Source organism: Limnothrix sp. FACHB-406 (assembly GCF_014698235.1).
Classification (GTDB): domain Bacteria; phylum Cyanobacteriota; class Cyanobacteriia; order CACIAM-69d; family CACIAM-69d; genus CACIAM-69d.
In genome coordinates this window covers 4,235-23,358 of sequence record NZ_JACJSP010000018.1, presented here as the reverse complement: position 1 = coordinate 23,358, position 19,124 = coordinate 4,235, and the positions used below count along the sequence as shown (strand labels likewise).

The window sequence follows — 19,124 nt, the reverse complement described above, 5'->3', positions numbered from 1 at the left end:
ATGCCCATGTGGTGATTGAAGAGGGCCCGGCCCGGGAACCCTTGCCCACCAGTTCGTTTAGCTTGCCTTGGCGGGTGATTCCGGTGTCGGCCCAATCGCGCCCGGCCCTGGAGCGTAATTTGGCCCAATTGGCCGCCTGGGCCGATCGCAATTCGGCCGCTTCCTTGGCGGATGTGGCCTGGACGCTGACCTTTGGCCGGCAGCATTTCGACTGTCGGGCGGTGTTGGTGGTGCAGTGGACGGCGGATTTGGTGACGGCCTCGCCCCTGCGGGATCCGGCGGCCGTGCCCGCCTCCTTGCCCCATGCGGCCCAGATCCGGGAGTTTCTGTCGGGGGCGGCGATCGCCTGGTCTGAGGTTTGGGAGGGGCCGCCCGGCCGGCGGATTTCCTTGCCCGCCTACGCCTTTGAGCGAGACATTTGCGCCCTCACGCCCCCGGTGGCTCCGACCCTGGCCACTCCGGTGATCCCAGCGGCCCCGATCGAACCCACGGAACCAGCCCCCCTCGCGCCGGAGCCACCGATTGAGGATTGGCTCGATCGCACCTTGCACCGGGTGGAGGCCCAAGCCAGCCAGCAGGGAGACCCGCTCGTTGGTTGGGAAATGGTGTTTGAGCGTCTGGATAATTTGGGTGCGTTGGGACTGTTGGCCACCTTCCAACAGGCGGGGGCCCTGCGAGAAGCCCACCGCCCGATCGCCCCCGCCGCTTTGCAGTCCTTGATTCAGCTTTCCCCAGACCATCAATTGCTGTTTGCGGGCCTGTTGGCGATTCTTCAAAACACCGGATGGCTGGTGGAGGTGGCGGGGGAACTGGCGCTGAATCCCGATCGCCCCGAAGGTTGCGCTTCCCAAGTGGCTGCCACCCGATCGCGCTTGGAGGCAGAACTGCGCAGCCAATGCCCAGCCTGCCGCCCCTATCTCGATCTGCTGCAACTGTGCCTGAATCATTACCCGGATTTGTTGGCCGGGCGCTTGGCCGTCACGGATTTGCTCTACACCCCCGAGGTTTTACCCTGGGTGGAAGCAATCAACCGTGAAACTCCCCTTGCGGATCACTTCAACGGGTTGGTGGCCACGGCGGTGGCCACGGCCGTGCGCGATCGGGTGGCCCAGTCCGGCTCAGCACCGATTCAAATTCTGGAAATTGGTGCGGGAACCGGCGCGACCACCGCTGGGGTATTGCAAGCCTTGGCTCCCCTCGGCTCCCAGGTGACCTATCACTTTACGGATTTGTCGCCGGCCTTTGTCCACCGAGGGCGCAATCGCTGGGGTGAGCAGTATCCCTTCACCCGCTATGCTCCGCTGGACATTGAAGCGGATTTAGCCAGCCAAGGGTTTGCCCCCGGTCAATTTGCCATTATTTGCGCGGCCAACGTGCTCCATGCCACGCGCCGCATTGATCACACCCTGGCCCAAGTGCATCAGCTCCTGGCCCCTGGAGGGTTGGTGATTCTCAGCGAAGTTTGTCACTTCGAGGTTTTTGCAACCCTCACCTTTGGCTTAACTCGGGGCTGGTGGCTGTTTGAGGATGCCCCCAACCGCATTCCCCACTCACCGTTGCTGACCCCGTTGAATTGGCGGCGTTGCCTGGCGGCCCAAGGCTTTCCCCGGGTGCGCACCTTGGGGGTGCGCCATCCCCAATCGCCCGAAACTTACCTGCAAAGTTTGATTGTGGCTCAACGTAGTCCGCAGTCTGCGGCCCAGGCGGTTTCCCCTGCGCCCGATCGAGTGACTGATCAGGTGTCGGATCCATTACCCAGCCCAGCCTCTGGCCCATTCGCCAATCAATTCGCCAATCAAGCGCCTCAACCATCCTTCCAGCCCGTGCCCGCCGTGCCTGTTTCGGCCCAGGGTAGCCCCGATCGCTGTGAGCAACGGGTTGTGGAATTGTTGGCGAATTATCTGAATGTGCCGGCCGATCGCCTGGATCCCAAGCGTCCCTTTGCCGATTTGGGGGTTGATTCGATCGTGGCGATCGAGCTAGCCAAGTTGCTTAATGCTGAATTGGCCATTGAGTTGCGATCGACGGATCTGTTCAACTACCCCACCGGGCAGCAATTGGCCCGCCACATTGAGCAAGCCTTTCCCGATTGGCGACGGCCCACCACACCGCCGATCGGGACGGCTCCCGCTCCCGAGGCCGCGCCCTTGCCCCAAGCGGCCGCGCCCCCGGTGTCCTCGCCTGGAACCAAGCCCCCCGGTCGGCAAATTGCGATCATTGGCATGGCCGGCCAGTTTCCCGGGGCCCGGAATTTGGCGGAATTTTGGCAGGTGATCCAACGGGGCCAGCCGGTGGTCGGTGAAGTGCCGCCCGATCGCTGGGATTGGCGGGCCATCTATGATCCCGATCGACTGGCTCCCCACAAAACCCCCAGCCGCCACGGGGGCTTTCTTGATGACGTGGGGGCGTTTGATCCGGCCCTGTTCCAAATTTCGCCTCGGGAAGCGGAGTTTATGGATCCGCAGCAGCGCCTGTTGCTGATGGAAACCTGGGCCGCCCTGGAGGATGCGGGCTATCCGCAGCAGCGCTTGGATGGCAGCCGCACGGGCGTGTTTGTGGGCGCATCGAGCGGCGACTATTGGGAACTGTTGCTGGCATCGGGGCTACCGGTGGATGGCTACACCTTCACGGGTAACGCGGGGGCCATGTTGCCAGCACGCATTGCCTACTGGTTGAACCTGAAGGGGCCGACCCTGGCGATCGACTCGGCCTGTTCTTCGTCCCTAATTGCGGTGCATACCGCCTGCGAAAGTATCGAGCAGGGCCATTGCGACTTGGCGATTGCGGGTGGGGTGAGCGTGTTGGCCACGCCTCGGCTGCACCTGCTGCTGGGCAAGGTGGGAATGCTGTCGCCCACGGGAACCTGCAAACCCTTTGACCACAGCGCCGATGGCATTGTGATCAGCGAAGGGGTGGGGGTTGTGATTTTGAAACCCCTGGATCGGGCCTTGGCCGATGGCGATCGGATCCATGCGGTGATTCAAGGGTCAGGCACCAATCAGGATGGCAAAACCAGCAGCCTCACGGCCCCCAGCGGCCCGGCCCAAACCACCCTCATTCAGGAGGTCTATCAGCGGTTTGGCCTGGATCCCCGATCGATCGGCTATGTGGAAACCCATGGCACGGGCACGCCCTTGGGCGATCCGATCGAACTCCATGCCCTGAGCGATGCCCTCCGTGCCGCTGATCTGCCCCCCGCTTCCATCCCGATCGGCTCCGTGAAAGGGGTGATTGGTCATTCCTTGACCGCCGCCGGGATTGCTTCCCTGTTGAAGGTGGTGTTGGCCCTGAAGCATCGATCGTTGCCCCCTTGCCCCCTCTCCACCGGTCTGAATGGCCATATCCAACTGGATGCCAGCCCCCTGCGGTTGGATCCCTACGGCAGCCCTTGGACTCAGACCCCGCGCCTAGCCGCCATCAGCTCCTTTGGGGCGAATGGGGCGAACTGCCACATGGTCTTGGCGGCGGCTCCCGAGGTGGCCGCGCCTGCCCTGCCCGCCCGCCCGGAATATCTGTTGGTGCTGTCGGCGCGCGATCGGGCCCAATTGCGACAACGGGTGGCGGATTTGCTCCAGCACCTGACCAGCCAAGAGCCGCTGCCCCTGGCGGATTTGGCCGTGACCCTGGCCACCAAGCGCAGCCATTTGGCGGTGCGGGCGGCTTGGGTGGCCAGCAGTTGGGATGAACAACTGGCCAACCTGCGACAGATTCACCAGGCCCTGTTGGTGATTACGCCTCGGGCGATCGCCCCGGAAGCCATACCGGCTCAGTCCTGGTTGATTACCCCGTCGGACGATCCGATCCTCACGCCCGATGGCGCACTGAGCGACAACCAGCGGGCCCAGGTGGCTCAACTGCTCCAAAGCGGCCGGAGCGATCGCCCCTTCCTGTTGTCTTTGGCGGCGGAGTTTGTGGCGGGAACCCTGTCGGATCTGACGGCGCTTTACCCGCAGCCGGGCCGGTTGGTGGATTTGCCGCGCTATCCGTTCGATCGCACCCGCTACTGGGTGCAACGGTCGCCCCAGCCCACCCCCTCAGCCCTATCTCCGGCCCCAACCCCCACCCGCGATCTCACCTTTTGGATGAGTCAGCATCATGTGCAAGGCACCGCCGTCTTACCTGGTGCAGCGATTTTGCAACAGATGCTGGAAGCCGGCCAGGCGGCGGGCCATCCGATCGGGGAGCTGCGGGATATCGGTTGGTTGCACCCGGTGCAGGCGGGCATGGCGTTGGTTCCCCAATGGCAAACCCAGGATTCGCGGTTGCTGCTGCAATTGCAAGCCAGCATGGAGACAGATCCCAGCGGGGTCACGGCATCGCCCGATCGCCCCTGTGCCACCGCCGTTTGGATCTCTACCCCCAGCGCTCCATCACCCTCGGAAACCCCCAGACTCGATCCCGATGCCGTGCAACGACGTTGTGGCAGCGCTTGGACGCAAAAGGCGTTCTACGACCTGGTGGATGGCCGCGATGTGGTTCACGGTCCGCTGTATCGCACCGTTGAGCAATTGTGGGCCGGCCCCTTTGAGGCCCTGGGCAAGCTGAAAGCGCCCGCCTCAGAATTGGCCTGGTTGCCTCGGATGGCGCTGCACCCCTCGTTGCTGGATGGGGCGTTGCAATGCGTGATGGGTCTGTTGGCTCCTCGGGCGGCGGATTTGCCCCTGCTGCTGCCGGCTTCGATCGCCACCTTACAGATCCTGCAACCCCTGACGGAGGATTGCTGGGTTTATGTGCGGCCTTCGCAAGCACCCATCTCGGAATATTCCTTTGATTTACGGATCACAAACCTGGCGGGCGAGGACTTGATCCGCATCAACACCTTTACCCTCCGTCCCTTGCGCACGGAAGGCAGCTTGCTGGGCACATCGCCCAATGGCCATCCTGGAATTCCGCCTTTGGTTCCGGGGGGCTATGGTCAGGGCCTGTCCCGATCGGGGCTGCCCGTGGGAGCTGGGCCGGTTCCTGCCCACAACGGCGCACCTGTGGCCCTCGGTTCAGAGGGGGCGATCGCCCTGGCCGGTTCCCCGACGGCCCCAGCCAGTGCCGTGGAAGCCGTGCCCTGCTACCGGCCCGTTTGGCAAGAAACCCCTTGGCCAGAGCCGATCGCCCCCGGACCCGGGGCGGTGTTAATGGTTTATGCACCGGGCGATCGGCCCTTGGCAGCGGCCTTGCAAGCACAGCACCCCTCGGCTCCGACCTATCAAGTGCAGCTTGCGGGATCCCGCCAATCCCTGGGCCCGAACCATTGGCAAGTGGGCGCGGCGGCCAGCGATTGGGAGCCGATTTGGCCGCAACTCCCCCCCTTGGAAACGATCTATTTCCTGGCGGCGGGGAGTCGGATCGCGCCCGCTAGCCTTGCGGAACTGACGGCCCTGCAAGATCAAGGGGTGGTCAGCCTGTTTCATCTGATCCAAGGTCTCGATCGGCATCGACTGTGGCGATCGGGAGCGCGGCTGCGGGTGATCACCCAAGATGCCCAAGCCGTGGGAGTCGGGCCGATTCAGCCCTGGCAAGCCACGGTAATTGGCTTCACCAAGGCCCTGTCCCGGGAATTCACGGATCTGGCGGTGACCTGTTTGGATCTCAGCCGGGTGGATCTGGAGCTGGTTGAGCCAATCGATCGCCTTGATCTCACTGATCTAACGAACCCATTCGCCCACCTGGCCCGCCGAATTGCCACGGAACCAGCGGCGGAACCGGGGTTGGAGCTGGCCTATCGGGGAACACGTCGGCTGCGGCGGGCGATTCAGCCCATGGCCTTGCCGCCAGATCCGCGGCCGTTGCCGATTCATCCCGGTGGCTGCTACCTGATCGTGGGTGGCATGACCGGCATTGGCTACGAAGCGGCCAAATGTCTGGCGGCAATCACCGGGGTCAAATTGATTTTGACGGGTCGCCGCCCTCTCACCGAAGGGCGAGCCGCCCAACTGCGGGAACTCACGGCTTTGGGGGCGATCGCCCAATACCGAGCGGTCGATGTGGCGGATCCCGTCGCCATGGCCGGTCTGATCCAAGAGATTCAGCAAACCTGGGGGCCCCTGCGAGGGGTGATTCATTCCGCCCTGGTGTTGCAAGATGCCAGCCTGCGCACCATGACCCCGGCGGCCCTGCAAGCGGCCCTGGCTCCCAAGGTGGCGGGCAGTTGGCTGCTGGTGGAACTGACTCGCCAACAACCCCTGGATTTTCTGATCTTCTTCTCGTCGGCCAATGCCTTGATGGGGAATGCGGGGCAAAGTAACTACGCGGCCGGTTGCACCTTCCAAGATGCCTTTGCCTTGGCGCTGCCGCCCACGGGGCCGCGGATCCAGATCATTAACTGGGGCTACTGGCGCGAAACGGGCATTGTGGCCACGGAGTTCTATAGCCGACGCATTGAAAAGCAGGGCATTTTGGGCATCAACACCGCCGAAGGGGTGGAAACCCTGGCGCGGTTGTTGCGTTGGGAAGTGCGCCAATGTTTGCCCATGCTGGTTGCGCCGGAAATTTTGGATCAGTTGCAGCTAACGGGCTGGACCACGGAACCGGCAGGGGCGATCGCCCCGCCCATGCTCCCGGCGGCGGCCCAGGCCATGGCTCGGTTTGTGCAAGAACGCCCGATCGCGCCTGAGTCGATCGAGGCCTTCCAGCAGCTTGAGGCCCATGCCCATGGACGACTGCTGGCTACCCTGCGCCAACTGGGGGTGCTGCGATCGGCAGCCGATCGCTGGTCTGTCCGATCGGTGATGACGCAACTGGCAGTGCAGCCCCGTTATGAACGCCTGCTCTGGGCCTTGGATGACTTGCTGATCCGGGCCGGATTTTTGGCGGAACAGGGTGATGGGTTGGGCTTAACGCCCCTGTGCCTCACGCCGGAGATGGATCGCCGGATTGCCAACAGCTCCGCCGAAGCCGATCGACTGCGATCGCGCTACGTGGGCATTGATCCTTGTCTGACCCTGCTCGATCGCTGCTTAGAACGCTATGGCGACATCCTGCGCGGGGCCTGCGATCCGCTCGAGATTCTCTTTCCTCGCGGATCCGCTGCCCAGGTGGAAGGGATCTATCGCGGCAATCCCCTGATGGATTACTACAACGACTTGACCGCCGCCACGGTGGCCGCGGCGGTGGTGGCCGCCCAGCCCACGCCCCAACAGCCCTTCCGCATTTTGGAGATTGGTGGCGGCACGGGGGGAACCAGTTTTGCGGTGCTGAAAGCCTTGGATCCCCATGCAGCCAGCGTTCATTACACCTTCACCGATATTTCGCCCACCCTGGTACACCAAGCCCAGCAGACCTTGGCCCAAGGCCGCTCCTTCTGTGAATTTCGGGTGTTGAATATTGCCCAAGATGTGGCGGCCCAGTCCTTTGCACCCGGTAGCTATGACCTGGTGTTGGCGGCCAATGTGCTCCATGCCACGGAGAGTGTGACCGCTTCCGTGCGTGAGGCGAAACGGCTGCTGAAGCGCCACGGCCTGTTGGTGCTCAATGAAGGAACCCGGGTTCAAGACTTTGTTACCTTGACCTTTGGACTCACGGAGGGCTGGTGGCTGTTTGGGGATGGGGATTGGCGCTTGCCCCACGCGCCGCTCCTGAGTCCCGCCCAGTGGGAAGCCCTGTTGCGGGCGGCCGGGTTCCAATCCATTCACCTGGCGAGTCCTGCCCGGCCCGATGCGGGCTTGCCGATCGAGACGATCATTCTGGGGGCGAGCGATGGTTGGATTGAGTGCCCCACGGTGGCGACGGCTCCCCAAGGGGCCCCCATGGTTCCCGATCGGCCGGTTCCGCCATCGGTTCCGGCCGCTGCACCCTCATCGGCGGTGGCGGCTCCCACCCTGGCCGAAGGGGATTCCCGAACGGTGGTGTTGGCCCATTTACGGCAGGTGTTTGGGCAAGTGTTGCGCCTAGAGGGCACAACCCTATCGCGCCAAGCCAACTTCGAGACCTATGGGGTGGACTCGTTGGTGACCTTGGAGTTGATTCGCGCCTTAGAGCAAACCTTTGGCCTGCTGCCCCAAACGCTGCTGTTCCAATGCCCTTCGCTGGATGCATTGACCCAATGGTTGGAGGCGAATAAGCCTGAGGCGATCGCTGCTTTGGTGGCGGCGGCTCGGCCGGCGGCTCCGTCGGTTGTGGCTGCCCCTGGGTCTTCTGGGGAACTGCCAGCGCCCTCCCCAGGGTTGCCGCCCGCACCGGTTCCAGCACCACTGACATCTGCGCCCCGATCGACCACTTCAGCCTCAACTTCAACTTCAACTTCAACCATCTCAGCCCCAACAACATCGCTGACCCCCACCACACCCGCACCGGGATTGGCGGGCGGTGACCAGCCGGTTGCGGAGCCGATCGCCCCAGGGCCCACGAGCCGATCGAGCCAGGGCCCTAGTCAAGATCGATCGATGGCCCCGACGAACCTGGCTGTGGATGATGGGGCGATCGCCATTGTGGGGTTAGCGGGTCGTTACCCGGGCAGTCCGGACTTGGCGGCCTTTTGGGAAACCCTGATCACCGGACGCGATGCGATTAGTGAACCGCCGCCCGGTCGTGAATTTGAGTCGCCCGAATTTGAATTAACCGGGCATCCCACGGCGCGGCGGGCGGGCTGGTTAGGGGCGATCGATACCTTTGACCCACGCTTTTTTGGCATTTCGCCCGTGGAAGCGGCCGGGATTGATCCCCAAGAGCGGTTGTTTATGGAAGTGGCCTGGGCCGCGCTGGAAGACGCGGGCTTAACCCCCAGTACCCTGGTGCGATCGCCCGATCCGGCCGCCCAGCGAGCCGTTGGGGTGTTTGCGGGGGTGATGTATGGCGAATATCAGCTCCTGGCCGCCGAGGCTGCGCTGCAAGGTGATTTTGTGCTGACCGGTGCTTCCCCGTCCTCGATCGCCAATCGCTTTTCCTATTTTTGCAATTTCCAAGGCCCCAGCTTGGCCGTGGATACGGCTTGCTCCTCCTCCCTGGTGGCCATTCATCTGGCGGTGCAAAGTCTGCGGCGGGGAGAATGCCGGGCGGCCTTGGCCGGTGGGGTGAATCTGATTTTGCATCCTCGGCATCTGCTGGCCCTGCATCGGCTGAAGATGTTGGCGAATGATGGGGTTTGCCGTCCCTTTGGGGCCGGGGCATCGGGCATGGTTCCCGGCGAAGGGGTGGGCGTGGTGGTGCTCAAACCCCTGGCCGACGCAGAGCGGGATGGCGATCGAATCTGGGGAGTCATTCGCGGTTCGGCGGTCAACAGTGGCGGCAAGGTGTCGGGCTACACCGTGCCCAACCCCACGGCCCAGGCGGCGGTGATTCGATCGGCGCTTCAGGATGCAATGGTGGATCCGCATAGCTTGTCCTACATCGAAGCCCACGGCACAGGCACGACCTTGGGAGACCCGATCGAGGTGGCGGGGCTAACCGAAGCCCTCGGGACCCATGACCAGCCCTACTGCGCGATCGGGTCGTTGAAGGCCAACATTGGCCACCTGGAGGCGGCGGCGGGCATTGCGGGACTCACCAAAGTGCTGCTCCAGATGCGCCATGGCCAGTTGGCTCCCTCGTTGTATGCCACCGATCCGAATCCCCATATTGCCTTTGACCAAGCCCCGGTGCGGGTGCAAACCCAGGCCACGCCTTGGCAAGCTTGGCCCGGCCTGCCTCGGCGGGCGGGTATCAGCTCCTTTGGGGCCGGTGGGGTGAATGCGCACCTGATTGTGGAGGAATATCGATCGGAATCGTGGCGATCGGGATCGAATCCCGACCCGGCCAGGGCCCAAACCCTGTGGGATCGCCCAGGGATCGATCGCAACGGATCGAGTGCGGGAGACTTGCATTACGGGGGAACTGAACGCAACGGCTTCGATCGCCCTGCCGTTGATTCATTCAATCCAGCGGTGGCCCCGGTCACTGCGGATGGGCTGAGGGTGTCGGAGGAAGAATACGTGGTGCCGGTTTCGGCCCTCGATCGGGAACGACTCGCAGCTTGGGTGCGCCAACTGCGATCGGTGCTGATTCAAGCTCAAAACTCCCCCCAGCCAGACTCCACCACTAACCCAGCCCCAGGACTCTTCGCAACGGAAGCCCCGATCGATTGGGTGGCGCTGGTTTGGACGCTGCAAACCGGGCGCGTTGCCCTGCCCTATCGCTTGGCCGTGGTGGCCAAAAATCTCAATGACCTGTTGAGCCAATGGGAAGCCTTTTTGGCCGACGGGCCGATCGCCCAAGGATTGGTGGGGCGTTGCGGGCCAGACGATCGAGTGATTCGCACCCGGCCCGATTCCCCCCTTGCCCTGGCCACCGCCTGGGTTCAAGGAGCCGAGGTGGATTGGGAAGCCCTGTGGCTGGGGCCCAAACCCCGCCGCGTCACCCTGCCGCCCTATCCGTTTGAGTTGCGCCCCTGTTGGTTTCCCCGGCCGGCCCAACCCGTGACCGCTTCGCTCAACACCGGCCGAGTGGAGCCGCTCCCGGCGAGTTCCCCAGCCCGTTCTGCCGATTTACCCTCGACAAAAGAGCCGCCCTCGACCCAGGGAGCGGTAGGGGTTTTGATTCCCGATTGGCGGGCGATCGCCCCGGAAGCCGCTCCGGGAACTGTGGCCGCTCCCGTGGTTGGTGAAGTGCTCCTCTGGATTGGCCCCGAAGCCGAGGGAGCGGCCATGGCCGCTGCGGTGCAGGCCCATCCCGATTGCTGCCGGTTCCAGCGGGTGATTCAGGTGCTCCCGGGCTTGGCCTTTGAACCGCTACCGGGCGATCGCTACCGATTGAACAGCTCGCGGGAATCGGACTTTGGCGAACTGCTGGCTCATTTGGCCCATCAAGGCCTCGCGCCCACCCATGTGTTGATCCGGGGGGTGGCAACGGCGGCCCCGGGTGATGCGCCCCCGCAGGCGATCCGCCAGGGCCTGACCCAAACGCTCTATCCCCTGTTCTACGGATGCCGGGCCCTGTTGCGATCGCCCGAAACCATCCCTAGTCCGGTGTCCTGGATTTATTTGGGAGATGACCCGGCCGCTCCCTGGACGGCGGCGGCGGCGGCCTTCTGTGCCGCCGTGGGCCAGGAAACCACCCGATTGCGGCCGGCGGTGCTGTCGGGGGTGACGGAGCTGAACCATCCTTCCCGAGACCTGCTGCGGGCGATCGCCCTGCTGTGGCAGCGTCCAGAACTGAATCATCTTCAGTTCCAAGCAACGGGATCTCAGGTGCGCACCTGGCAGTTGTTGGATCCCGCGATCGCGCCAGGGAACCCAGCCCCGTCCGGTCTCTGGCAAGGGGGCGGCTGCTATATCCTCACTGGCGGTTTGGGGGCCATTGGCCAACAGTTGGTGGAAGACGCGATCGGCTCGGCTCCGGTGTCGTTGGTGCTGGTGGGTCGATCGCCCCTAGACGATCGCAAAACCGCGCGCCTGGAAGCCTGGCGGGCCCAAGGGGCCCAAATCACCTACGTGGCGGCCGATGTGGGCGACTGGGACGGGGCGATCGCCGTGGTCAACGCTGCTCGCCAAACGGGCCGGCCCCTGCGCGGTGTGATCCATGCCGCCGGCCTGATTGAAGATGCGCTTCTGATCCACAAAGACCGGCCCACCTTCGGGCGAGTCTTGCGGCCCAAGGTGCAAGGAACCGTTTATCTCGATTACCTCACGCGCCAGGATCCGCTGGACTTCTTCCTGTGCTTGTCTTCCCTCAGTGCCCTGATGGGGGCCCCGGGTCAGGGCGATTATGCCGCCGCCAATGCGTTCTTGGATGCTTGGATTCAGCAACGGGAAACCCAGCGGCAACGGCAACAGCGATCGGGCGTGAGTCGCACCCTCAATCTGCCTTTCTGGCAAGGGGGCGGCATGGCCTTGACAGAGGTTTCCCAGGCTTGGATGGCGGACATGGCGGGACTGCAACCCCTAACCCCCGCTCAGGGACTGGAACTGATCCATTGGGCCATCCGCCAACCCCATCCCCAAGTGGCGATCGCCCCGGGGGAGCCGGAAAAATTCCAAGCGTTTCTTCAGGGCCGCTTCCAAAGCAGCTCCCCAGCCCCCTCCGCAACACCAGCTCAGGCAGCTCGGCCCCTGGTCGCCAATCCGATGCCTGCGGCTCCCCAGGCTGCTCAGGCTGCGGCTCCGGATACCCTGCCCGTTTTGCGATCGATCATTTCTGACCTGCTGGGTTTGCGGCCCGAAGAAATTGACCCCCAAGCCCGACTGGGAGAATTGGGGTTTGATTCGCTGCAATTGGCGCGCCTGGGTGAAGCCATTCAAAAGCAGCCCTCAGACCGGGCTTTCAATTCAGCACTGCTGTTTGAAAATCCCACCGTGGCCGCCCTGACCCCGTATTTGCGATCGAACCAAGCGGCGGAACCCCCAGAACCTGCACCCCAACCGACACCGGAACCGACACCGAAACCAACTGATTCCCTGGTGTCCCCTTTGGGGTTGGTGGAGGTTTCTGGGAAGCAATCCCCCGGGGCGGAAATCTCGGTGGTGGAACCAACCTGCACCCCACCCCTGTCCGATCGCCCGGGAGATTTAGCCCAAACCCCCCGATCGCGCCGCTTCAATCCCCAGGAACCGATCGCCATCATTGGCATGGCCGGACGCTTCCCCGGAGCCAACACCCTGGAGGACTTTTGGGACAACCTGGCGGCGGGCGCAGATTGCATTACCGAAGTGCCCGCCAGCCGCTGGAATCCTGACCAATACGCTAGCCAATGCGTCTGCCGTTGGGGTGGGTTTCTGGATGGGGTTGATCAATTCGATCCCCTGTTTTTCCGGATTTCCCCCCGAGAAGCGGTTTCCATGGATCCCCAAGAGCGGCTGTTTCTGCAAACCGCCTGGCACACCCTCGAAAATGCGGGCTACACCCCCGATCGCCTGCGTCAGGCGGCCGATGGCTCCCCGCGTCGGGTGGGCGTTTTTGTGGGCATCACCTGGGGCAGTTATCAGTTGCTCTCGGCCCAGGAATGGTTGCGCAGTAACCAAATTCTCGGATCCTCCTCCTATTGGTCCGTGGCCAACCGGGTGTCCTGGTTTTTGGATTGCAAGGGCCCCAGCTTGGCGGTGGATACGGCCTGCTCTTCGTCCTTGGCGGCCATTCACTTGGCTGTCCAGTCCTTGCGGCGGGGTGAATGTGCCGTGGCGATCGCTGGTGGGGTGAATCTGCTGTTGCATCCTTCCAAATACATTGCCCTGAGCGGTTTGGGCTTCCTGGCGGCCGATGGTCGCTGCCATAGCTTTGGCCAGGGGGCCAATGGGTTTGTGCCCGGCGAAGGGGTGGGAGCGGTGTTGCTGAAGCCCCTGTCGTTGGCGGAGGCCGACGGCGATCGAATTGAGGCGGTGATTCTCGGTAGCGCCATCAATCAAGATGGCCTGACCACGGGCTACACGGTTCCCAATCCCGAGGCCCAAGCGGAACTGATTGAGCTGGCCCTACAGGATGCGGGCATTTCTCCGGCCACCTTGAGCTATTTGGAAGCCCATGGCACGGGAACGACCGTGGGGGATCCTTTGGAATTGCGGGGCCTAGACAAGGCCTTTCGCCGCTACACGGATCAATCGCACTTCTGTGCGCTGGGATCGGTGAAGTCCAACATTGGCCATTTGGAAGCCGCTGCGGGGGTGGCGGGGGTGATCAAAGTGGCGTTGCAGATGCGTCACCAAACCCTTGTGCCCACGCTCCATTGCACACCGCCTAACCCAGTCCTGGACTTCAGCCACAGTCCCTTTGTGTTGCAAACGGCGCGATCGCCCTGGGTGGGTGAGCGTCGGGCCGGCATCAGTTCCTTTGGGGCGGGGGGCACGAATGTGCATGTGATTTTGGCCAGCTATGAGCCAACCCCCGCCACCGTGGCTCCTGCCTCGGGCGATCGGCCCCAGGTTCCCTTGCTGTTGACCCTGTCGGCCCGTCATCCTGCCGCCTTGGAACGGCAAGTGCGGAACCTGGCTCAGTATCTGGAAACCCATGGCGCAACGTTGGCCTTGGCGGATGTGGCGGCCACGCTCCACCGGGGCCGTGTGCCCATGGAGTGCCGGGCGGCGGTCATGGCCGATTCGGTGTCAGCGGCAATCCAAGCCCTGAAACGATGGTCGATCGGTGCGCTTGCCAATGCCCTTCCCGCCGCGGCCCAAGCTTGGTTGGCAGGCGGCCCGCTGCCCCCTTGGGAGGGATCGGGGAATCCTGTGCCCCTGCCGGGTTATTCCTTTGAGCCGGAGCGGCACTGGCTGGCCCTGCCAGCGGAGCCAACTCCCGCGCCCTTGACCCCACTGCCCCACCGGTTCTATCCCATTTGGCGATCGGCTCCCTTGGAGCGTTGTGCCTCGGCGGCGGCGGTGCTGTTCTTTGCCCCCAATCCAGAGGTGTTGCAAGCGGTGCGCGATCGCCTGGCTCCCCGGGTGGTGATTGGGGTGTTGCCAGGGTCAGGGCCCTTTGAGCCGTTGGCTGCCGACCCCTTGCCCATGGATTTTCGGATCGATCCCCATGCGGCCGAGCACTATATCCGGCTGTTGGCGGTCTGTCCGCCCGTGCAATGCCTGATCCAAGCCTGGGATCTCACGGAGTTGGCTGCGGATTCCCGATCGAACCGGGATTTACAGCAAACGCCTTTGCACCGCATGTTCTTGCTCAGTCAAGCCCTGCTGCAAACCCAATCTGAACCCTTGGATATTCACTATGTGTTTTCCGGGGCGGGGGGCGATGTGCCGGGCCGTGTGGCGGTGGGTGGCTTCCGGCGATCGCTCACGGCCGCCTGTGCTCGACTGCGGTTGCGCACCATTCGTGTGGAAGCGGCGGCCAAGGATTGGGCTGGGATTCTGACCGATGAGGTGCAGACCCCCTGGATGGATGCGGACATTCTCTATCGTCTGGGGAAACGCTACGGCGAAGACTGGGTGGCCTGGGAGGCTGCCGCTACGCCTGCGGTGACCTTGCGCCCTCGCAGCGTCATTTTGGTGACCGGCGGGGCCGGGGCCCTGGGATCTCAGGTGGCGCTGTATTTAGCCAGACACCATCAAGCGCGATTGGTGCTGACCGGGCGATCGCCCCTCTCTCCGGCGATCGAGGCGCAGTTGGCCGCCATTCGTCGGGCCGGTGGTGAAGCACGCTACTACGCGGTGGATCTCACGGATCTGATCAGCATGGAAGTGATGGTGGCCCATGTGACCACGGAATGGGGGGCGATCGAGGGCTTGGTTCACTGTGCGGGTCTTCAGGGGCAGGCGGCCTTGGGATCCCTCAGTTGGCCGGAGTTTGCGGCGGCGTTGCGTCCCAAAATCCTGGGCACTCAGGTGCTCCAAACCGTTCTGGATTGGTCGTCACTCTCGTTGCGGATTCTGTTTTCATCCCTGGCGGCGGTGGCGGGGGACTTGGGCAGTTGTAACTATGCCTGCGCCAATCGCTATCTTGATGCGATCGCGGAGGCCAACGGCGGCGTGGCGATCGCTTGGCCCCTGTGGGCCGAAGGTGGCATGACCCTCGATCCCCAGTCCCAAGATCTCTATCTCGCGGCCACGGGGCTGCGACTCCTGCAAACATCCGCTGCCCTGCAAGTCTTGGCGGGGTTATTGGCCTCGGAACATACCCGGGTGGTGATTTGCGATGGGGAGCCGCCCGCCCTGGAACGGTTGTTGCGTCCTTGGTTGCCCGGGGTGGTTCCGGCAGCGACCACGCCACCCCCGATCGCGGCAACGATCGCTGAACAGAAGGCCCCGGTGATCGCCCCACCCACGGCTGCTCGGGTCACCCGTGATTTAACCGATTCATTAACCACCGAGCCATTAACCACCAACCCATTAATCACCGAGCCATTAACCCAAGAATTGGCCGAGATGGCGGGAGCTGTTTTGGCGATCGCCCCCCACAAACTCCAGCCCCAGACTCCCTTCAGTGAGTACGGGTTTGATTCGATGTTGCTGCGGGAATTTGCCACGCGCATTAACCGGCGCTACGCGATCGATCTGAGTCCTTCCCTCTTCTTTCGGGTGGGAACCTTGGCTACCTTGGCTGAACATCTGCAAACAGACTATGCCAGCGCGATCGCGGCGGTTTTGGTTCCCCCCGAGGTTGATGGGGCGGCGCTGAGTGATGAAAATGCCGTGGTCGCCACGCCCCCAGCGCCCGCCGGGCCCGTCACGTCGGCCTTGCCCGATCAAGACTCCGGCGTGGCCATCATTGGCATCAGCGGCCTGTTTCCCGGTTCTCCGAGCTTGCAGGACTTTTGGCAAAACCTGGCAGCGGGCAAGGATCTGATTGTGGAAACCCCGCCGGAGCGTTGGGATTGGCGGGACTGCGCTGCCCAACTGACCGGGACTGGCCGGGAAGAGGCTGCCCGCTGGGGTGGGTTTCTGACGGAGGTGGCCACCTTCGACCCGCTATTTTTTGGGATTTCTCCCCGGGAAGCGGAGCAGATGGATCCCCAACATCGGCTGTTTTTGCAGCAGGCCTGGCACGCCTTGGAAGATGCGGGCATTCGGCCCTCTTCCTTGGCCGGCAGCCGTACCGCCGTGTTTGTGGGGGTGCAGATGAATGAATATGTGGAGCGGTTTGGCCCCGACGCGGGCCCTCAGGTGGCCACGGGTAACGCCCACGCCATGATTGCCAACCGGCTGTCCTATCTGCTGGATCTGCGCGGCCCCAGCGAAATTATTGACACCGCTTGCTCTAGCTCCCTGGTGGCTGTGCATCGGGCGGTGCAGGCCATCCGCTCCGGTGAGGCCCCCTTGGCGATCGCGGGGGGTGTGCATTTGCTCCTGTCCCCCACCGCCGTGATGATGGCGGCGCGGATGGGGGTTTTGTCGCCGGAGGGACGCTGCTACACCTTTGATGCGCGGGCCAATGGCTATGTGAAGGGCGAAGGCGTGGGCGTGGTCTGCCTCAAATCGTTAGCCCAAGCTCGGGCCGATCGCGATCATATCTACGGCGTAATTCGGGCTTCTGGGGTGAACCATGGTGGCCATGGCATGTCCCTGACGGCTCCGAACCCTCAGGCCCAGGCTGACTTGATCGCCCAGGTGTATCAGCAGGCGGCGGTGGATCCGGCTTCCATTACCTTGATTGAAACCCACGGCACGGGGACGGCCCTGGGAGACCCGATCGAGGTGGATGCCCTTACGGAGGCCTTTGGTCGGCTGACGGGCCCCACCACGCCCGAGGGAGCCGATCGACCAGCTCCCCGCCGTTGGTTGGGATCGGTCAAAACCAATATCGGCCACCTGGAACCGGCTTCCGGCATTGCGGGGCTGCTGAAGGTGGTGCTGGCGATGCAACACCGCCAAATTCCGCCCACGCTCCATCAACAATCCCTGAATCCGTTGCTGCATCTGGAGCGCGGTGGGTTCCAAATCCCGATCGCCCCGCAGCCCTGGGAACCGGCGATCGACCCCTCCGGGCAAGCGGTGTTGCGGGCTGGGGTCAGTAGCTTTGGCTTTGGTGGTGCCAATTGCCATCTGTTGCTAGAGCGCGTCTTGGATTCGGCGGCCACCCCCGCGCCGGCCCTGGCCGAGCCGCAGCCGGAAGTGATTCCCCTGTCTGCCAAAACACCCCAAGCCCTCCGGACTGCGGTGGCGGCCCTGCGCGATGCCTTGCAAAACGAAGGCGAGCGCTATGCTTTGGCCGATGTTGCCCATACGCTGCAAACCGGCCGGGAGGCCTTGGCCCAGCGGGTGGCCTTTGTGGCCCCCGATTACCCGACCCTGTTTGAGCAGATGCAAACCTGGCTGGCACAGGGGCAATGGCCGATCGGGGAGCTGATTGAAACATCGCCCCTCGCGCAATTGGCCCAAGCCTGGCAAGCCGGTCAGGCGGAACTCAGCGCGATCGCCCAGGCCAGCGATCGCCCCATTCCTCCCCAAAAAGTCTCCCTCCCCGGCTATCCCTTTAGCCAAACCCGCCATTGGATTCCCCGATCGCCCAGTGCGGTTGCAGCAACGGGGGCTGAAGCGGTTTCGGAGGCGGTTTCGGAGGTGGTCTCGGCAGCGGTTTCCACGGCGTTGTCCGCTGGCCTGGTGACCCCCGCCGGTTTGGCCACTCCCGCTCCCACTGCCATGGCCACCCTTCGATCGCTCCTCAGCCAGACCCTGGGCCTGGATCCGACGTTGCTTACCGAAGACACCGATCTGAGCACCGTGGGGGTCGATTCCTTGGTGCAAGCGGATTTGCGGCGATCCCTTGAACGGCTATGGGGGCGATCGTTGCCCGCCAATCTGTTCTTGGCGCACCCCACCTTGGCGCAACTGCAAGTGGCTCTTGGCTCCCCACCTGCGCCGGTCGCGCCCGTCGGAGCCAGCCCCCTGATGGTGTTCCACGACCAAGGTTCCCAGCCCGCTTCCTTCTGGATCCACGGTGCGCCGGGAGATACCAACTGGCTCCAGTCCCTCAGCCAATCCCTGGGGCCAGATTTCCCCCTGATGGGCATTGAAGCCAATGAATCCGTGCCCCAAGAGAGCATCACGGCGATGGCCGCACATTACCTGTCACTGATTGAAACCTTTCACCCCGCGATCGACTATCGCTTGGGGGGATACTCATTCGGTGGAACGGTAGCCGTGGAAATGTGTCGCCTGCTGGAGCAGCGGGGCCAGTCCGTCACCGATCTGATCCTGCTGGATACCTATGCGCCCGACTCCGAAGACTTGCGATCGATCAAGGAGCACCCCGCGATCGTCGATCCGGCCTTTGCTCCCCTGTTGATCACCAACCTGCTGGTTCACCGCTGGCGTGGTTCTCGCCCCCTGAGTCTCGACGATTTCCAAACCGTCGCCCCAGCGGACTACGCGAGCCTGATGACCGATCACCTGGCGGCCTGTTCGCCCCTGCGCCCAGAGCAACTGCGGCGACTCCTAGACAAAAATCTGCGGTTGGCCGCTCGGCACGATCGCCTCCTCAGCGCCTATCACCCCGAACCCTTTGCCTGTCGGGCGCGGGTCACCCTGTTCCGCAGCACCTTGGGCTTCACGGCGGCCGACAATCCCCTGGCCCTGCCGGCCATTCAGGTAGACCTGGCCGACTCCCCCGCCATCTGGCAAACCCTGCTCCAAACCTCCATCACCACCCACGACATTGCGAGCGATCACTTCGGGTTGCTCGCGGGGGCGGCTGGCCAATCGGTGGCTAATCAGCTCAAGATCCTGCTTGGCCACCGCCCGATCGCCACGGGTTTTGCGGAAACCGCGCTGCCAAAATCCAGCTAA

At 63.5% G+C, this 19,124-nt stretch carries 1 protein-coding gene (cut by a window edge); it reads left to right on the top strand.

Translation table 11 applies throughout. The features are described from left to right. Positions 1 to 19,124, top strand: partial view of an SAM-dependent methyltransferase gene (locus H6G53_RS15195; protein WP_190534407.1) — the 3' portion only. The gene continues 9,859 nt to the left of window position 1, outside the view; only the last 19,124 of its 28,983 coding nucleotides appear in the window; the start codon falls outside the window, past its left edge; its stop codon occupies positions 19,122 to 19,124.